Origin of the sequence: Comamonas sp. NyZ500, from assembly GCF_016772095.1 — a bacterium.
Lineage (GTDB): Bacteria > Pseudomonadota > Gammaproteobacteria > Burkholderiales > Burkholderiaceae_C > Comamonas > Comamonas thiooxydans.
On sequence record NZ_JAEIJE010000013.1, the window covers coordinates 35,659 to 51,810 of the forward strand.

15 protein-coding genes are annotated in these 16,152 nt (G+C 61.2%); 7 read left to right on the plus strand and 8 right to left on the minus strand.

The features are described 5' to 3' along the window. Positions 1 to 47: 47 nt before the first annotated feature. The 3 genes from JAO85_RS17940 to JAO85_RS17950 form a co-directional block, all read right to left on the minus strand. Positions 48 to 1,058, minus strand: a complete 1,011-nt coding sequence (locus JAO85_RS17940; protein WP_202788669.1) for a tripartite tricarboxylate transporter substrate binding protein — start codon at positions 1,056 to 1,058, stop codon at positions 48 to 50. A 210-nt stretch (positions 1,059 to 1,268) separates the two neighbouring features. Beyond that, positions 1,269 to 1,673 (minus strand): YXWGXW repeat-containing protein, encoded by a 405-nt coding sequence (locus tag JAO85_RS17945; RefSeq protein ID WP_003059306.1) that lies wholly within the window; start codon positions 1,671 to 1,673, stop codon positions 1,269 to 1,271. 200 nt (positions 1,674 to 1,873) lie between these two features. Then, the gene (locus JAO85_RS17950) at positions 1,874 to 2,605 is read right to left on the minus strand and encodes a helix-turn-helix transcriptional regulator (RefSeq protein WP_003065639.1); all 732 of its coding nucleotides are present in this window, start codon (positions 2,603 to 2,605) and stop codon (positions 1,874 to 1,876) included. 110 nt (positions 2,606 to 2,715) lie between these two features. Between JAO85_RS17950 and JAO85_RS17955 the strand changes: the two genes are divergently transcribed. Both JAO85_RS17955 and JAO85_RS17960 read left to right on the plus strand, forming a co-directional pair. After that, complete coding sequence (locus JAO85_RS17955; protein WP_202788670.1) at positions 2,716 to 3,516, plus strand: hypothetical protein; 801 nt, start codon at positions 2,716 to 2,718, stop codon at positions 3,514 to 3,516. 105 nt (positions 3,517 to 3,621) lie between these two features. After that, positions 3,622 to 5,574: an MFS transporter gene (locus JAO85_RS17960; RefSeq protein WP_202788671.1), complete on the plus strand. Its 1,953-nt coding sequence runs from the start codon at positions 3,622 to 3,624 to the stop codon at positions 5,572 to 5,574. 10 nt (positions 5,575 to 5,584) lie between these two features. On the opposite strand, the gene JAO85_RS17965 is transcribed toward JAO85_RS17960, so the two are convergent. After that, positions 5,585 to 6,277, minus strand: coding sequence for a DUF3047 domain-containing protein (locus tag JAO85_RS17965; protein WP_012836807.1), 693 nt, complete (start codon positions 6,275 to 6,277; stop codon positions 5,585 to 5,587). A 269-nt stretch (positions 6,278 to 6,546) separates the two neighbouring features. Here JAO85_RS17965 and JAO85_RS17970 point away from each other — a divergent pair, with 269 nt between their 5' ends. The 3 genes from JAO85_RS17970 (at position 6,547) to JAO85_RS17980 (ending at position 9,103) form a co-directional block, all read left to right on the plus strand. After that, positions 6,547 to 7,053 (plus strand): hypothetical protein, encoded by a 507-nt coding sequence (locus tag JAO85_RS17970; RefSeq protein ID WP_003065632.1) that lies wholly within the window; start codon positions 6,547 to 6,549, stop codon positions 7,051 to 7,053. 21 nt (positions 7,054 to 7,074) lie between these two features. Further along, positions 7,075 to 7,932, plus strand: coding sequence for a DUF2145 domain-containing protein (locus JAO85_RS17975; protein WP_202788672.1), 858 nt, complete (start codon positions 7,075 to 7,077; stop codon positions 7,930 to 7,932). A gap of 70 nt (positions 7,933 to 8,002) precedes the next feature. Further along, positions 8,003 to 9,103: a zinc ribbon domain-containing protein gene (locus tag JAO85_RS17980; RefSeq protein ID WP_202788673.1), complete on the plus strand. Its 1,101-nt coding sequence runs from the start codon at positions 8,003 to 8,005 to the stop codon at positions 9,101 to 9,103. Between the two features lie 48 nt (positions 9,104 to 9,151). On the opposite strand, the gene JAO85_RS17985 is transcribed toward JAO85_RS17980, so the two are convergent. Then, on the minus strand, positions 9,152 to 10,573 hold the full coding sequence (locus tag JAO85_RS17985; RefSeq protein ID WP_202788674.1) for a GGDEF domain-containing protein: 1,422 nt from the start codon (positions 10,571 to 10,573) through the stop codon (positions 9,152 to 9,154). A 273-nt stretch (positions 10,574 to 10,846) separates the two neighbouring features. Then, entirely contained in the window at positions 10,847 to 12,019 is a 1,173-nt protein-coding gene (gene tgt, locus JAO85_RS17990) for a tRNA guanosine(34) transglycosylase Tgt (RefSeq protein ID WP_003065625.1), read from the minus strand. Positions 12,020 to 12,140: 121 nt separating this feature from the next. Between tgt and JAO85_RS17995 the strand changes: the two genes are divergently transcribed. Next, positions 12,141 to 12,614 (plus strand): universal stress protein, encoded by a 474-nt coding sequence (locus JAO85_RS17995; RefSeq protein ID WP_202788675.1) that lies wholly within the window; start codon positions 12,141 to 12,143, stop codon positions 12,612 to 12,614. 55 nt (positions 12,615 to 12,669) lie between these two features. On the opposite strand, the gene JAO85_RS18000 is transcribed toward JAO85_RS17995, so the two are convergent. Together JAO85_RS18000 and JAO85_RS18005 are read right to left on the minus strand one after the other, a co-directional pair. After that, positions 12,670 to 13,149: a hypothetical protein gene (locus JAO85_RS18000; protein WP_050788965.1), complete on the minus strand. Its 480-nt coding sequence runs from the start codon at positions 13,147 to 13,149 to the stop codon at positions 12,670 to 12,672. Positions 13,150 to 13,187: 38 nt separating this feature from the next. Continuing rightward, entirely contained in the window at positions 13,188 to 13,712 is a 525-nt protein-coding gene (locus tag JAO85_RS18005) for a MarR family winged helix-turn-helix transcriptional regulator (RefSeq protein ID WP_370552208.1), read from the minus strand. A gap of 116 nt (positions 13,713 to 13,828) precedes the next feature. Between JAO85_RS18005 and JAO85_RS18010 the strand changes: the two genes are divergently transcribed. Beyond that, positions 13,829 to 16,141: a bifunctional salicylyl-CoA 5-hydroxylase/oxidoreductase gene (locus JAO85_RS18010; RefSeq protein WP_039050737.1), complete on the plus strand. Its 2,313-nt coding sequence runs from the start codon at positions 13,829 to 13,831 to the stop codon at positions 16,139 to 16,141. Positions 16,142 to 16,152: the final 11 nt, after the last annotated feature.

Sequence of the window (16,152 nt, forward strand, 5' to 3'; positions counted from 1 at the left end):
CGCAGCGCGTAGAGAGAGGGGGAAGCGGCAGGGCCGCTCAGGGGGTGTTAGTCAATACTGATTTTGGCATCCTTGACCACCTTGGCCCATTTGATGCGATCTTCATGCACGGTCTTCTTGAACTGCTCGGGTGTCTCTTCGCGGATGGTGTTGCCCTGGGAGACAAAACGCTCGCGCACCTCGGGCTGCTTGAGCACGTCGTTGACCGCCAGGTTGAGCTTCTTGACGATGACCGGGTCCGTGCCCTTGGGCGCGAAGATGCCGAACCAGATGGAGCTGTTGAAGCCCTTGGTGCCCGGCAGGCCGCTGGCGGCAATGGTGGGCACTTCCTTGACGGCTTCCACGGGCTTGGCCGTGGTCACGCCCAGCAGGCGCACCTTGCCGGCCTTGTAGTGGCTCAGCACGGTCTGCACCTGGTTCATGATGCAGCAGGTCTCGCCGCGCAGCACCGAGGTGATGGCTTCGGGGCCGCCCTTGTAGGGCACATGCACCATGTCCAGGCCCAGACGCGAGTTGAACTCGGCGAATGCCATATGGGTGCCTGCGCCATTGCCGGTGGAGGCGTAGTTGTACTTGCCGGGATGGGCCTTGACCTCGTCAACGAACTCCTTGAGGTTCTTGACGTTGATCACATTGGGATTGATGGTCAGCACATTGGCCACGTCCACCAGCGGTGCGACGGGCACAAAGTCGGCCTCCACGTCGAAGGGCAGCTTTTTGTAGAGCGCGGCATTGCTGCCATGGGTGGCGGCGGTGCCGAAGTAGATGGTGTAGCCATCGGGCTTGGCGCGGGCCACGAACTCGCTGCCGATATTGCCGGCGGCGCCGCTCTTGTAGTCAATGATGACGGGCTGGCCCAGAATCTTGCCCAGAGGCTCCTGCGCCACGCGGCCGATCACGTCCACACCGGAGCCTGCGTTGAAGCCCATGATCATGGTGATGGGCTGATGCGGATAGCTGGCGGCGCCGGGGTCGGCCGCCTGGCTGGCCAGGGGAAGCAGGGCGACGGCCGCCGTTGTGGCAACAAGACCGGAGATGAAACGGGGCAGCAAACGCATGATGGGACTTGTCCAGAGGATCCTTGAATGCTGTGAATTGTGTCCGTAATTTAATGATTTGCTTCTATATGCTTATGCAGCATTAAGCTTGTGGGGTTAATGCAAAAAAAGCCCAGATCTCTTGCGAGACATGGGCTGAAATCCGCTGGAAAGTGATGACTCGGAGGGCCAGCGGAGGGAGCGATCAGGGCTTAAAGCGTCAACAGGCTTTTAGCGGCGATAGGGGTTGTGGGGGTTGCGGTCATGGCGGTTGGGCACGCCGTCGCCATCCCTGTCCCAGCGGCTGGCGCGGTAGTCCCAGCGGTTGCCGTGCTGCACCCAGACGGGCTGGCGGTACACATAGCCAGGGCGGTTCTGCACCCAGTGGCCGGCGCGCCAGACATGGCGATGGCCGCGCGGCTCCCAGTAACCCGGAGCCCAGACATAGCCACGGCGCGGAGCGGGCACGGCTTCATAGCGGACCGGGGGCGGTGCGTTGAACTGCACGTTCACATAGGCGCCCTGGCTGGCACCCGCCCAGTAAGCGCTTTGGGCCTGTGCACTACCGGCAAAGCCCAGCAAGGCGAGTGCGCCTGCGGCAGCGACGGTGTGGATGGTGTTGCGGATTGTCAGCATATACGCCTCCTTCATGGGTAGCGGGCTGTCTGTGGGTCCAGGCATCCCTTGGGCTCCATGTTGGAAGGCCAGCGTCAACCGCGGGTTGCCGCTGTGCGAAGTCTTGCAATCTTGTGTGTCTGTTTGGTGAAGAATGTATAAAACAGGCGGATAACGCAGATGCAGCAAGCGCATTTAGCTACATATTTTGGAGTGACAGTCTACCGGCGCAAGGCCGCAAAGGCGGGCAGCTCCCATTTGCGCATGCCCAGCACCAGGGTGTAGCCCTCGATCTTGTTGGGGCCCAGGCGCTGATCCTGCAGATGCTGCTGCGAGAAGTCCTGACCGATGCGCTGGATGCGCTCCACGAAGCTGGGCGCCAGGCTGGGGGCGATGGAGCCATGCACCAGCAGCATGGTCTCGTCCTCGCCGGCAAAAGTGCCGCCAAAGTAGTCCAGCACAGCGTTCTCGCGGAAGAAGTCCATCACCGGGCCGTTGGTCTGCCAGCGGAAGGTCTTGGCCAGACGCAGCTTGTAGCGGTTGCCAGGACGCAGCTCGATGATGCCGATGCGGTCCAGCTGCGCCAGATAGCCTATGCCCTCGGGCTCGCTGATGCGGTAGGTGGCGACTATCTGCTCCAGCGTCCACTGGCTGAGCACGCAGATGGCCGTGAGCAGCAGCTTGCGGTCGGCAACCACGGCAATCTCCTGCTCGCGCGTGATCTGCTGCAGCAGCGGCCGACTGTCGGCCACATTGCGGGCCAGATCGGCAAAGTCCAGGTGCAGGGCACGGCAGATTTCGTCGATGCGCGACAGCGGCATGTCGCCCTTGGCCAGCATGCGCTTGACGCTGGATTCGGCCATGCCTATGGCCTGGGCCAGGTCGGCATAGGTCATCTGCGCGGCCTTGAGTTCTTTCTTGATGGCGGTGACGAGATCGGCAGTCGTGCTCATGGTATCGGTTGGTAGTACTGGCAGTGCAGCGGTATGGGGCAAGTTTAGAAGATTGATGCCGCTGCTTCGGCGGGTTTCCATACTGCGCGGCAATCACACAAGGAAGCGCCATGCAACTGCATACCTCATCGATCACGACCGTGGAAATGACGAACCCCGAGACCTCGGGCACGCTGGAGCAGCGCTTTGCCTTGTTCGGGGGCATGGCCTTGCTGTTCACGCTGGCGCTGCTGATGCCTGGCATGGCTCAGCCCGAGCACTACCACGCCTTTGCCGACCGGCGCGGCTGGCTGGGCGTGCCGCATGCGGCCGATGTGTTGAGCAATCTGGGGTTTGTGCTGGCGGGACTGGCGGGCTGGGTCGCACTGGCGCGTGCCGACTATCAAAAGCTCAACGGCACGGCGCGTGCCCTGTGTGCCCTGTTCTTCACGGGCCTGCTGTGCTCGGGGGCAGGGTCTGCGTACTATCACTGGGCGCCGCAGGATTCGAGCCTGGTCTGGGACCGGCTGGGCATGAGCCTGGCTTTCGCCGGCTTGCTGGGCCTGGCGGTACAGACGCGTATTGACGACATCGGCGCCCGCATCACTGCCGGAGTATTGCTGGTGGCCGCACCTGCCAGCGTGGCGGTCTGGGCGCAGACCAGCAATGTGCTGCCCTGGGTGCTGGTGCAAGGCGGCGGCATGCTGACTCTCCTGTGGCTGGCCTTTGTGGCACCGCGTCGTCATGCGCTGCCCATGGAGCTGGGCTGGGTTCTCGGCTTGTACCTCGTTGCCAAGCTGCTGGAGTTCTCGGACGGCGATGTCTTCGATGTGACCGCGCACTCAATCTCCGGCCACAGCCTCAAGCACTGGATGGCCGCCGCTGCCGCATGGCCTGTGCTGCGTGCCTTGAAGCAGTGGCGTGAGTCGTAATATTCATAGCGGCTGGCGCATGTTCAACAAGCGTCAGCCGCATAAAACCTACAAAAAAATCCGGGCAAGTTGGCACAATGCCAGCAGCGCCACAGGGAGAGATCCATGAATTCCACGCCGACCGTGCATACGGCCGCCGCTGCACAGCAGCATGCCCACCCCAACCAGTTTGCCCTGCTGGGCCAGCGCCGCTTTGCGCCGTTTTTCTGGACGCAGTTTGCCGGTGCGGGCAATGACAATCTCTTCAAGTTCGCCTTCACGGTGATGGTTACCTATCAGCTCAGCGTCTCGTGGCTGCCGCCTTCCATGGCCGGCCTGGTGATCGGTGCGCTGTTCACCCTGCCTTATCTGCTGTTTTCGGCCACTTCGGGGCAACTGACCGACAAGTGGGACAAGACCCGCATGTTCCGCCTGGTCAAGAACCTTGAGATTGCCATCATGCTGATTGCGGCCTGGGGCTTTGTCCAGGCCAATGTGCCGGTGCTGCTGCTGTGCGTGTTCCTCATGGGGCTGCACTCCACGCTGTTCGGTCCCGTCAAGTTCGCCTATCTGCCCCAGGTGCTCAACGACCGCGAACTCACGGGCGGCAACGGCATGGTGGAGATGGGCACTTTTGTCGCCATTCTGCTCGGTCAGGTCGCTGGCGGCCTGCTGATCGCCGTGCCCGAGGTCGGTCATATGCAGGTCGCCATGGCCTGCGTGGCCGTCGCGGTCGTGGGCCGCATCTGCGCGCAGTTCATCCCTCATGCGCCCGCGACCGATCCGGGCCTGGTCATCAACTGGAACCCGTTCACCGAAACCTGGCGCAACCTCCAGCTGGCACGCCAGCAGCCCGTGGTGTTCCGCTCGCTGCTGGGCATCAGCTGGATGTGGTTTTTCGGCGCGGTGTTTCTCTCGCAGTTCCCCAGTTTCGCCAAGGAGGTGCTGCATGGCGACGAGCATGTGGCATCGCTGCTGCTGGTGATCTTCTCGGTGGGCATAGGCATCGGCTCGCTGCTGTGCGAAGTGTTCAGCCGTCGTCAGGTGGAGATCGGCCTGGTGCCGCTGGGCGCGATTGGCATGAGCGTGTTTGCGATTGATCTGTTCTTTGCCACACGCGCGCTGCCGCCCTCCGAGCTGATGGGCGTGAACGCCTTTTTTGGAGAGGCCAAACACTGGCGCGTGATGCTGGATCTGGGCCTGCTGGCGCTGTCGGCGGGCATCTACAGCGTGCCCATGTATGCGCTGATCCAGATGCGCAGCCAGCCCACGCACCGCGCGCGCATCATCGCGGCCAACAATATCCTGAACGCGCTGTTCATGATCGCTTCGGCCGTGCTGGCCGGTGCCCTGCTGGCCGCAGGTTGCAGCATTCCCCAGGTGTTTCTGATCACCGGCATCGCCAACGCCATCGTGGCGCTCTATGTGTTCCTACTGGTGCCCGAATATCTGCTGCGCTTTGTGGCCTGGGTCATCACCCACTTTGTCTACCGCTTCAAGGTGCGCGGCGACGAGCATATTCCGCGCGATGGCGCGGCCGTGCTGGTCTGCAACCATGTGAGCTTTGTCGACGCCATCTTGCTCATGGCGGCCAGCCCGCGCCCCATCCACTTCGTGATGGACCACCGCATCTTTCAGACGCCGGTGTTGGGCTGGCTGTTCAAGCTGGCCAAGGCGATTCCGATCGCGCCGCACAAGGAGGACCCTGCGACCTATGAAGCTGCGTTCGCGCGGGCCGCGGAGGTGCTGCGCGAGGGCGATCTGCTGGCCATCTTCCCCGAGGGCGGCATCACCTTCAATGGCGAGCTGCAACCCTTCAAGGGCGGCATCATGAAGATTCTCGACCATGCGCGAGATGATGGTCTGAATGTCCCCGTCATCCCCATGGCGCTGACCAATCTCTGGGGCTCCTACTTCAGCCGCATCGAGCTGCGCGGTGGCAGGAATGTGGCCATGGTCAAGCCGCTGCGCCGCGGCCTGTTCAATCGTGTGGGGCTGGAAGTGGGCGAGCCCGTGGCGGCTTCCTCTGTCACGCCGGCCCTGCTGCAGCAGAACGTGGCGGATTTGCTCCGGCGTTGAGGCTGGAAGATCAGGGCAGGAGCCGGATATCACCCATGTAGGCCAGTCCTTCGCCATGGGTGTTGTCCGAGTCCGCCGAGACGGTGACGCCGATGATGGTGGGCATGGCCTGGGACTCGTCGCCAAAGGCGTGCAGATAGTCGGACGCCAGGTTGCGCTGTTCCGCCACCCACTGGCCTTTGTGCGTGCTGCCGCTTTGCAGCACGATATAGCGCATGCGATGCGTGAACGCGTTGTGCATGACCGTGCCTGTGGGTTGCTTGTTGTCCCAGACATAGCACAGCGTCTCGGCCGGAATATCCTCTCCGGTGCTGATTTTTCCCAGGCGCAGCTTGGCTCGTTCACCAAAGCTCAGTTGCGATTTGTCAAAGTCGAATGATATGCAGAGCTTGAGCGCCGCATCGTCACCGGCTCTGGTTTTGATATCGGCCTTGTCGATCAGCTGATCCACGCGCCAGCGCCACTGCAGTTGCAGATCGGGCGAAGCAGTCAGGTGCAGCGTGTGAACCATATTGCCATAGGCGTCCTGTGTGCTCACGCGCAGCACATGCCCGCCATCCTGGTCCACCACATTGAATGCCGTCGGGTTCTTATTGGGCAGGGTGGCAAAGTGCCAGGGCCCTCCCAGAGGGCCCGGCGGCATCTGCGAAAAAGCAGGAATGCTGCTGCCCTGCGCCAGTGCCGAGACAGCTAGCGTGGACATGGCCGTGGCAAGCGCTGCTGCAAGCCGGCTTTGCCGGCGTGAAGGTTGGTGCAGCGCGAAGGTCTGAGAGTGAAGCCGCATGGATTGCCTGATGATTTTTGAAAGTTGTGGGCGCGGGAGTGGGGCAAGATGTGCAAGCTGCAACTGGGTTGAGCACTGGCAGCGGGCGGGAAGTATCGCTTCTCGATACTGCGAGACCTGCCGCTTGCTGATTTTGACAAAACACAGGGCCGAAGTTTCGGGCGCATGGATGATTCGTTCGTCGCCGCATGCAAATCGCGGCCCATTTCAACAACCACCGGGAGCCATTTGTGATCAACGTCCTGACCTTTATCCGTCCTCTTCGCAACGGCCTGTGCGCCCTGGGCGCGGCCTTTGCCTTGCTGGGCGGCAGCGCAGTCCACGCCCAGAGCGAAGCCTCTCTGGTGCTGTCGGCCCTGCCTGTGGCATCGGTGGTTGCAGCGGCATCGGGTGGCGCTTCGGAGGAAGTCGTGGCAATCCCCCTGTTTCTGTCGGCGGCAGGTGCATCCGTGATCGTTGAGGCCGTGGAAAGCAGTGCAACAGGTGTGACCTATGTGCTCAAGAATGTGGCCGACGGCACTTCGGCCGTGGTCAAGGTCTCCGGCCAGGCCGCAGGCGCGCTGTCGGTCGGCGTGGGCACGGTGGTGCAAACCAGCGCCACGGCGGCCGGCGTGATTCTGTCCACGGCAGGCAAGGTGCTGGCCTTCATCCCCAACGAAATCGGCAAGGCGCTGATGCACAACGAGCGTCTGTAACTCAAGAAGCTGGAGGCTCGCATGATCAAGGAAGCTACAAGCGTTGTACACGCCATGGCGCCCGCCCGACGCGCCGGCATGCCCATTCACGGCCCTGTGACGCTGGCGCTGGGCGCCGCGTTGATTGCCTGGGCGGGCTCGGCCGAGGCCGGCCGCAGCTGTGAAGACCGTCCGCTGACCGCCGATGTGATGGCCAAGGGGCTGAATCTAGCCGCGCGCACCGCCAAGGCGCTGGATGCCGAATTTCAGAAGAACGGCACCCAGGTCGTGCTGCTGGCTCGGCAAGGGCAGGACTTGAGCAAATACGATCTCAAGTACTCGCACTATGGCTGGGCCTACAGAACGCCTGCCGGCCCCTGGCGCGTGGCCCACAAGCTCAACGAGTGCGGCACGGCATCCGGCCATATCTACCGCCAGGGCCTGGGCGAGTTCTTTCTTGACGATATGTGGCGCTATGAAGCCGCCATCCAGATCCCGACACCGGCGGTGCAGCAGGCCCTGCTCAAGTTCCTGAACGCTCCCACGGTGCTGCGCCTGCAAAACGAGCCCTACAGCATGGTCAGCTATGTCTGGAGCAGCAAATACCAGCAGTCGAACCAATGGGCGACCGAGACGCTGGCCGCTGCCATGGAGCCGGCGGCGATTCAGAACCGCGCACAGGCTCAGGCCTGGTTGCAGTCCAAGGGCTATGAGCCCAGCGCGCTCATCATCCGGGCGTTTTCGCGACTGGGCGGGCGCATGACGGCTGCCAATATCGCGTTTGACGATCATCCGAATGAAAAGCGCTTTGCCAGCCGCATCGAGACGGTGACGGTGGACTCCGTGACCCAGTGGTTGCAGCGCACGCAACTGGCATCGGCCGTGCGCACCGTGCAGTGAGTTTGAGTCTTTTTGGTTTCAAGGCCTTGCTGAGTATGCGCATGGCGCTACGTTTTTGGAGTAATTGAAAATGAGCAAGTCTCTGCGTTTGCCCGAGAAATGGTTTCGCCGTGGCCTCTGGCTGGTCGCGTTGGTGTTTGCCTTCTTCCTGATCGGTCTGGGTGGGCTGGTGGTGGGCAACCTGCCGCAGCCCGATCGCTCGCTAGAGATCGAGTCTTTTATTCCTGAGGCTGATGCACAGCGTGTGCAGGCCCAAATCGACCAGGCCCGGAAGACGGCCGGCGTGACCCAGAAGGCCCTGGACAGGGCCCAGCTCAAGTTCGACGCCGAGCGTGCGCGCTACCAGTCGGCGCGCGACACCTTTGACAACTGGGTGGCGACCCGCCGGGCCACGGAGCGCCCCGAGCAGGACGCCGAGTTGGTCGCACGCAGCAAGGCGCTGGATGCACTCAAGCAGGCCGAAGACATGGCCCGCCAGGAGCGCGAGAAAGAGGCCCAGACCCATCTGGAGGCCAATCAGGCAGTCTCCAACGCCGAGGCCGAGATGAGCAGTCTGCGCGAGCAGGCCTATCCCCAGTATGAAGCCGCCATGCGCGCCAGCGAGCTGCGCGTGTTTCTGTTCCGTCTGGCCATCACCTTGCCCCTGCTGGGCGTGGCGGGCTGGCTGTTCGCCAAGAAGCGCAAGAGCACCTGGTGGCCATTTGTCTGGGGCTTTATCTTTTTTGCGCTGTTCGCCTTCTTTGTCGAGTTGGTACCTTATCTGCCCGACTACGGCGGCTATGTGCGCTATATCGTCGGCATTTTGGTGACGGTATTGCTGGGGCGCTATGCCATTCTGGCGCTCAACCGCTATCTGGAAAAACAGAAGCTGCAGGAGTCTCTGCCCGAAGAGCAGCGCCGTGAAGAACTGAGCTATGACGTGGCGCTGGAGCGCCTGTCCAAGAATGTGTGCCCGGGCTGCGAGCGCCCGGTGGATCTCAAGAACACCGAGATCGACTTCTGCCCTCACTGCGGTATCGGCCTGTTCGACCATTGCGGCAGCTGCAATACCCGCAAGAGCGCGTTCTCACGCTTTTGTCATAGCTGCGGCACTGCGGCCGGCAAGATGCTGCCGCGTACCGATGCGGCGGTTGCAGCACCGCTCGCATCCGGGTCCGACGAGCCCGGATGACCTTGGGGCGGGCTATCGGCGTGTCGGGGACACAGTGGCGTGTCGCGCTCAGCAAAGCTGTGAGCTGACGCGATTGCGCCCGGCGGCCTTGGCCTCATACAAAGCCTGGTCTGCCTGCTGCAGCAGCATGTCCAGGCTTTGATGCGCTTGCAGGCTTGCGGTATGGACCAGGCCAATGCTGACTGTGGCACTCATCGTCTTGTCATTCATGGGCACGCGCAGCTCCCGGATGGCGCGGTTGATGCGCTTGGCGATCTCCTGCGCAGCGCTTGCGTCCACCTTGGGCAGGGCCACGGCGAATTCCTCGCCTCCCATGCGGCCCACGATGTCCTGAGCGCGCAGCACCTGGCTCAGGGTCTGGCTGAAGCTGCGCAGCAATTGGTCGCCTCCCGCATGGCCGAAGCTGTCGTTGATCTGTTTGAAATGGTCGAGATCCAGCATCAGAATGGCGAAGGGCTGGCCATCCTGGCGGCAACGCTCCAGTATTCTTTGCCCCTGCTTCATGAAGGCACCGCGTGCCAGCATATCGGTCAGAAAGTCGTGGTTGACGGCATGACTGAGCTTTTGCATCAGCTCGTTGCGCGCCATATGCGATCCGGCCACCGCCAGCGGGCCCAGCACCAGCATGCATAGCCCCATGCGAAATGACAGCGTTTCGAGAAAATGAGCGGGTGTGAATTCAAGCGTGCCCAGCGAAATGAAAATGATGCTGCTCAGGCAAAGTGTTGCCGTGATCAGCGTCAGACTGAAGATGCGATAGCTCAGCGCGCACCATATGAGAGCCGGCAGCGAGAACGCCAGCGAGCCGGGACCTTTGATCCAGTAGCTGATGGCTTCCAGCGCAATGACAGACAGCAAGGGCAGGATGCGGCGCATGGGGGAGGGCTCGCCCAGATGCCCAACTGGCTGCTTGCGTGTCGGCCAGGCCAGGACAATGGGCAAAAACATCATGTAGTTCAGCCATTCGCTGCTCAGCCACATGGAAAAGGCCTGCCAGTGCGGCGTCCCGAAAACGGCGCTCAGCACCGGAGCTCCCAGCAGCGCGGCCGTCAGTGCGCCCAGACCACTGCCCACAAACAGCAGCAGGGCGGAGGACTGGCGTTGCATGAACAAAGTGGCATGGCGCTGCCTGTGCATCAGCGCCCAGGCCGCGCCCACACCGGCCATATTGGCGATGCTCAGCAGGATCGCTACATCGAGCCGGCTGCCTGTGAGCAGATCGGCTGCGATATAGGCCGCCGAAACCGCCAGCACCGAGCTCGGGCGCAGCCAGTCAGGGCGGTGCAGCAAAAAGCCCAGCAGCAGCGCGTTTGCGGGCCAGATCGCCGAGAGAAATCCCATGGGGCGCCCCAGTATGCCCAACAAGGCGGCTAGCAACACCAGGCCCCCAAGCCCGAGCGCCGCTGCCCATGTCCTGGGGGCAGCGGTCTGCGGCAGCGGCGTTGGCTTGGGTGCGGAGGCTTCGGTCATGGGAGAGGGGCCGCGAGCGTTTCGTGGAATTTTCTTCAGTGGCTCTTTGCGAATTCGATATCAATCGCCAAAAATGCCTGTTGTTGCCGTCAGATGTTGTGGTTCTAACAAAAACATATAGAAAAACGATTGCCGAAGCGGTTTTGCAGCGCGCAATTGACGATGTTTTTCATTTGACGGACTCCAGACAAACCGGATGTCAGCCGCCGAATGAAAAAAGCCAGAGACTCGCTCTGGCTTTTCGAGGTTCTGCTGTGGCAGATGATGGGTGGCTCAGACCCCGCGTGCGCGGTCGGCCTTGAATTGGGCGCGGAACTCGGCAAAAGTGCCTGCGTCCAGTGCGTTGCGGATTTCCTGCATCAGGTTCAGGTAATAGTGCAGATTGTGGATGGTGGTGAGCATGGGGCCCAGCATCTCGCCGCAGCGGTCCAGGTGGTGCAGATAGGCACGGCTGAAGCCTTCGCGGCCGCCATCGTCCCAGCTCACGCCGCTCTTGCCCGCGCAGGCGTGGCAGGTGCAGGTGGTGTCTATGGGCTGGTGGTCCACCTTGTGACGAGCGTTGCGGATCTTCAGATCGCCGTAGCGCGTGAAGATGGTGCCGTTGCGCGCATTGCGGGTAGGCATCACGCAGTCAAACATGTCGACGCCATCGGCCACGCCTTGCACCAGGTCTTCGGGTGTTCCTACACCCATGAGGTAGCGCGGCTTGTTGGCGGGCAGCAGATGCGGCGTGTGGGCCATAATCTCCAGCATTTCGTCCTTGGGCTCACCCACGGAGACGCCACCCACGGCATAGCCGGGAAAATCGATTTCCAGCAGACCCTGCAGCGATTCCTCGCGCAGATTGGTGTACATGCCGCCTTGCACGATGCCGAACAAGGCATTGGGGTTTTCCAGGCGCTGGAATTCCTCCTTGGAGCGCTTGGCCCAGCGACGGCTCATCTCCATGGACTTGCGCGCTTCGGCTTCGGTGGTCTTCTTGCCGTTGGTTTCGTAGGGCGTGCACTCGTCGAGTTGCATGACGATGTCCGAATTCAGAATCGTCTGGATCTGCATGCTGACCTCGGGCGACATGAACAGCTTGTCGCCGTTCACGGGACTCTGGAAATGCACGCCTTCTTCGGTGATCTTGCGCATCGCACCCAGCGACCAGACCTGGAAGCCCCCCGAGTCGGTCAGTATGGGCTTGTCCCACTTCTCAAAGTCGTGCAGACCGCCAAAGGACTTCATGATGTCCAGACCTGGGCGCATCCACAGATGGAAGGTGTTGCCCAGGATGATCTGTGCGCCCATTTCTTCGAGGCTGCGCGGCATCACGCCCTTGACGGTGCCATAGGTGCCAACGGGCATGAAGATGGGGGTCTGGACCTTGCCGTGGTTAAGCGTCAAGGTGCCACGGCGCGCGTGGCTGGTCGGGTCGGTCTTGAGAAGGTCAAACTGCAGCATAGCCCGCTATTTTCCCAGATGCCCGCAAGCACTGCTGCAATAGCCGGTGCTTGCCCCAGATTCGCAACCCGTCTTTGCAGCCTGGGCCTACACTGGTGCGCAAGACGAACAGGAGGTTGCCATGCTCAAGATCATGATTGCGGTGGATGGATCGGATGTCGCACTTGAGGCCGTACGCCACGGCATCAAGCTTTTGCAGAGCGGACTGGATGCTCACTTTGTCATAGCTCATGTGCAGAAGGAGGCCACGCTGCTGGAGCTTGCAACCACAGATTCAGATCTGATCGCCAACGCCAGCATCGAAGCCGGCATGGATCTGGTGGCGCCTGCACAGGATCTTCTCAAGGAGGCAGGGGCCTCCTATGAAGTGGAGATCAGCCTGGGCGAAGAGGCCAATACCCTGATCGATATTGCCGAGAGCAATGAATGCGATCAGATCATCATCGGTGCCACGGGCCAGAGCGGCCTGGGCAGCATTCTGATCGGCTCGGTCTCACGCGAGGTGGCCAGACACAGCCGGCTGCCGGTGACGATTGTGAAAATGCCCGAAGTGGTCGAGGCGGATGACAATTCCGCTGAAGATGCTGATTCCTGATTTGATAGCGCTATGCGCTTGACCAATAAGCACTGGAAGGAAGTTTGACTGGATGTCAGGCCGCACGGCGCTGCTGGCCGGATTCACGTCTTTGCCAGCTGCTGCGGCTGCCTGCACGATGGGCTGCAAATTTGCCATGCGGCATGCTGGCCAGGCGCATCAGCATCCAGCGGCAATAGCCTTGCACGCTCAGGCATTTGTTGATTTCTTCTTCGGGCAGCGGGCCGGAGACCACGACCAGCCGGTTTGCGCCTTCCCAGTCTCCTGCCATGCGCAGCCGGCGTTGCGCGCCCATGGCCCAGGAGTGAATGCGGGTGGGGTGACCATGCTGGTGCACGCGACCGGTGATTCGGTCAAACGCGATGGCGACCAGCTCGGTCTTGAGACGATAGGGGCGCTCTCCCGTGATGGCGTTGGGCGCATCACGCATGTCGTAGAGATAGTAGAACCCGGACTTGAGCCGATATCGCAGATGCAGTAAATCCATGAACCATGCCCCCCAAGCCTGTGTCACGCAGGACTGCGTGCAGGGCATTCTCCATGAAATTGTCACAAAACGGTGTTTTTTCGGGCTCAGGCACTTTCTGGCGAGCTCAGCACCTGTCTGAGCTTGCCCAGTTGTTCATACAGATCGCTGGCGTTTTTGCTGCCCAGCGGAGTCAGCAACTGCTCAAGCCATAGCTCATGCGCAGCAGCCATGGCCTTGAACTGCTTTTTGCCTGTACGGGTCAGGCGCACGATCATGGAGCGGCGGTCTTCCTCGTCAGCCACGCGTTCCACCCAGCCTTCGGCCACCAGTTGATCGGTCAGTCCGGTCACATTGCCGCCGGTCACCATCAGATATTCCGACAGGGTCTTCATGCGCAGACCTTTGGGAAAGCGGCTGAGTTGTGCCAGGTAGTCAAAACGAGGCAAGGTCGTGCCGAACTCTGTGCGTAGCTGGCTGCGAATGACTTGCTCGATCTGTGTGCTGCAGGTCAGAAGGCGCAGCCACAGGCGCACGGCCTGATGGTCGGAGTGGGACAGGCCAGCCTCGCGTCCCGGGGCTTCGGGCATGTCGATGGAGAAATCCGGATTGTGTTGGGCCATGGTTGGCATGGTGCGCAAACTAGCGTGCTTTGGGTTCAGGGTTTGGCCGGATTCTAGTGAAAATTTCATGCATTAATAATTTAGATATAAAGTAATTTTTCAAAAGCCAGGAACGGATCACTGTCATGAAAATTGTCTGCATAGGTGGTGGCCCCGCCGGCTTGTACTTCGCTTTGCTGATGAAGCAGATGAGCCCTGCGCATGAGGTGACGGTGGTGGAGCGCAACAAGCCCTACGACACCTTTGGCTGGGGCGTGGTTTTCTCCGATGCCACCATGGACAATATGCGCGACTGGGACCCGGTGACAGCCGCGCAGATCGAGCAGGCTTTCAACCATTGGGACGATATCGAGTTGCTGTTCAAAGGGCGCAAGATTCGCTCCGGAGGACATGGTTTTGTGGGGATTGGCCGCAAGCATCTGCTCAATATCCTGCAAGCACGATGCGAACAGCTGGGTGTGAACCTGGTATTCGAGACCGATGTGCAAAGCGACGAGGACTATCCGGATGCCGACCTTGTGATTGCCTGCGATGGCGTGAACTCGCGCATTCGCAGCAAGTACGCCGACATCTTCAAGCCCGATATCGTCACCCGCCCCAATCGCTATATCTGGCTGGGGACGAACAAGGTCTACGAGGCATTCACCTTTGATTTCGTGCGCACGCCGCATGGCTGGTTTCAGGCGCATATCTACAAGTTCGACGACAAGACCTCGACCTTCATCGTGGAGACCACGGAGGAATGCTGGAAAGCCAGCGGTCTTGACACCGCCGATCAAGAGCAGTCCATTGCCTTCTGTGAAAAGTTGTTCGCGGACAATCTTCAGGGCGAGAAACTGATGACCAATGCCCGCCATCTGCGCGGCTCGGCCTGGATCAACTTTCAGCGCGTGGTCTGCGATCAGTGGTGGTTGAAAAACCGCAAGGGCAGCCATGTGGTGCTGATGGGCGATGCCGTGCATACGGCACATTTCGCCATTGGCTCAGGAACCAAGCTGGCGATCGAGGATGCGATCGAGCTGGCCCGCCAGTTCAAGCAGCGGGGTGATGCGGCTGCGCATATTCCCGAGGTGCTGGCGGCCTATCAGGAAGCGCGTCGCGTTGAGACGCTGCGCATTCAGAATGCGGCCTGGAATGCGATGGAGTGGTTCGAGGTCTGCGGCCAGCGCTATTGCGACCAGCTGGAGCCCGAGCAGTTCATGTACTCCATGCTCACGCGCAGTCAGCGCATCAGCCATGAAAACCTGCGCCTGCGTGATGCGCAGTGGCTTGGCGGCTATGAGAAATGGTTGGCCGAAAGAAGCGGTGTTGCGGTCGATGCCAAGGCGCCGCCGCCCATGTTCCTGCCCTATACCCTGCGCGGCATCACGCTGAAGAACCGTATCGTGGTCTCTCCCATGGCACAGTACTCTGCGGTTGATGGCGTGCCCGGTGAGTTTCACCTCGTTCACCTGGGGGCGCGTGCGCTTGGCGGCGCCGGTCTGGTGTTCGCCGAGATGGCCTGTGTCAGCGCCGAGGGGCGCATCACGCCCGGTTGCCCGGGTACTTATAGCGCTGAGCAAAAGCAGGCCTGGAAACGCATCAGCGACTGGATTCACACCAACACCGATGCCAAGTTCGCCATGCAGATCGGCCATGCGGGTGCCAAGGCCTCGACGCGGCTGGCCTGGGAAGGTACGGATCTGCCGCTGGAGCAGGGCAACTGGCCCGTCATGGCAGCGTCGGAGCAGCAATATCTGCAGGGAGTGAGCCAGATCTCCAGGGCCATGACACGCGCCGACATGGATGAGGTGCTGCAGCAGTTTGTGCATGCTGCGCAAATGGCGGCCGACATCGGCGTGGACTGGCTGGAGCTGCATTGTGCGCACGGCTATCTGCTGTCGGGCTTTATCTCGCCGCTGACCAATCAGCGCAGTGATGAATATGGCGGCAGCCTGGAAAACCGCTTGCGCTACCCGCTGGAAGTGTTCAAGGCCATGCGTGCCGTTTGGCCGCAGGACAAGCCCATGTCCGTGCGCATCTCTGCCCATGACTGGGTGCCGGGCGGCATCACGCCCGAAGATGCGGTACAGATTGCCAAGGCCTTCAAGGCCGCAGGTGCCGATCTGATCGACTGCTCATCGGGGCAGGTCAGCAAGCTCGAAAAGCCGGTGTTTGGCCGCATGTATCAAACCCCGTTTGCAGACCGCATCCGACAAGAGGCCGGTATTGCGACCATGGCCGTGGGCGCGATCAGCGAGGCCGACCATGCCAACAGCATCATTGCTGCAGGACGTGCCGATCTGTGTGCGATTGCCAGACCGCATCTGGCCAATCCGGCCTGGACGCTGACCGAGGCCGCCAAGATAGGCTACACGCCTATCGTCTGGCCCAAACAATACTTCCAAGGCAAGCGCCAGATGGAAGCCTTGTTCGAGCGCGAAAAGGCCTTGAAATGAAGCACTCCCCG

Excerpts from the sequence above, each read along its gene's own strand:
- tgt (WP_003065625.1), bottom strand. The coding sequence starts at position 12,019 with ATGCTGCAGTTTGACCTTCTCAAGACCGACCCGACCAGCCACGCGCGC.
- JAO85_RS17960 (WP_202788671.1), top strand. The coding sequence starts at position 3,622 with ATGAATTCCACGCCGACCGTGCATACGGCCGCCGCTGCACAGCAGCAT.
- JAO85_RS18010 (WP_039050737.1), top strand. The coding sequence starts at position 13,829 with ATGAAAATTGTCTGCATAGGTGGTGGCCCCGCCGGCTTGTACTTCGCT.
- JAO85_RS17985 (WP_202788674.1), bottom strand. The coding sequence starts at position 10,573 with ATGACCGAAGCCTCCGCACCCAAGCCAACGCCGCTGCCGCAGACCGCT.
- JAO85_RS18005 (WP_370552208.1), bottom strand. The coding sequence starts at position 13,712 with ATGCCAACCATGGCCCAACACAATCCGGATTTCTCCATCGACATGCCC.
- JAO85_RS17970 (WP_003065632.1), top strand. The coding sequence starts at position 6,547 with ATGCAAATCGCGGCCCATTTCAACAACCACCGGGAGCCATTTGTGATC.
- JAO85_RS17955 (WP_202788670.1), top strand. The coding sequence starts at position 2,716 with ATGCAACTGCATACCTCATCGATCACGACCGTGGAAATGACGAACCCC.
- JAO85_RS17950 (WP_003065639.1), bottom strand. The coding sequence starts at position 2,605 with ATGAGCACGACTGCCGATCTCGTCACCGCCATCAAGAAAGAACTCAAG.
- JAO85_RS17940 (WP_202788669.1), bottom strand. The coding sequence starts at position 1,058 with ATGCGTTTGCTGCCCCGTTTCATCTCCGGTCTTGTTGCCACAACGGCG.
- JAO85_RS17995 (WP_202788675.1), top strand. The coding sequence starts at position 12,141 with ATGCTCAAGATCATGATTGCGGTGGATGGATCGGATGTCGCACTTGAG.
- JAO85_RS18000 (WP_050788965.1), bottom strand. The coding sequence starts at position 13,149 with ATGCCCTGCACGCAGTCCTGCGTGACACAGGCTTGGGGGGCATGGTTC.
- JAO85_RS17975 (WP_202788672.1), top strand. The coding sequence starts at position 7,075 with ATGATCAAGGAAGCTACAAGCGTTGTACACGCCATGGCGCCCGCCCGA.
- JAO85_RS17965 (WP_012836807.1), bottom strand. The coding sequence starts at position 6,277 with ATGTCCACGCTAGCTGTCTCGGCACTGGCGCAGGGCAGCAGCATTCCT.
- JAO85_RS17945 (WP_003059306.1), bottom strand. The coding sequence starts at position 1,673 with ATGCTGACAATCCGCAACACCATCCACACCGTCGCTGCCGCAGGCGCA.
- JAO85_RS17980 (WP_202788673.1), top strand. The coding sequence starts at position 8,003 with ATGAGCAAGTCTCTGCGTTTGCCCGAGAAATGGTTTCGCCGTGGCCTC.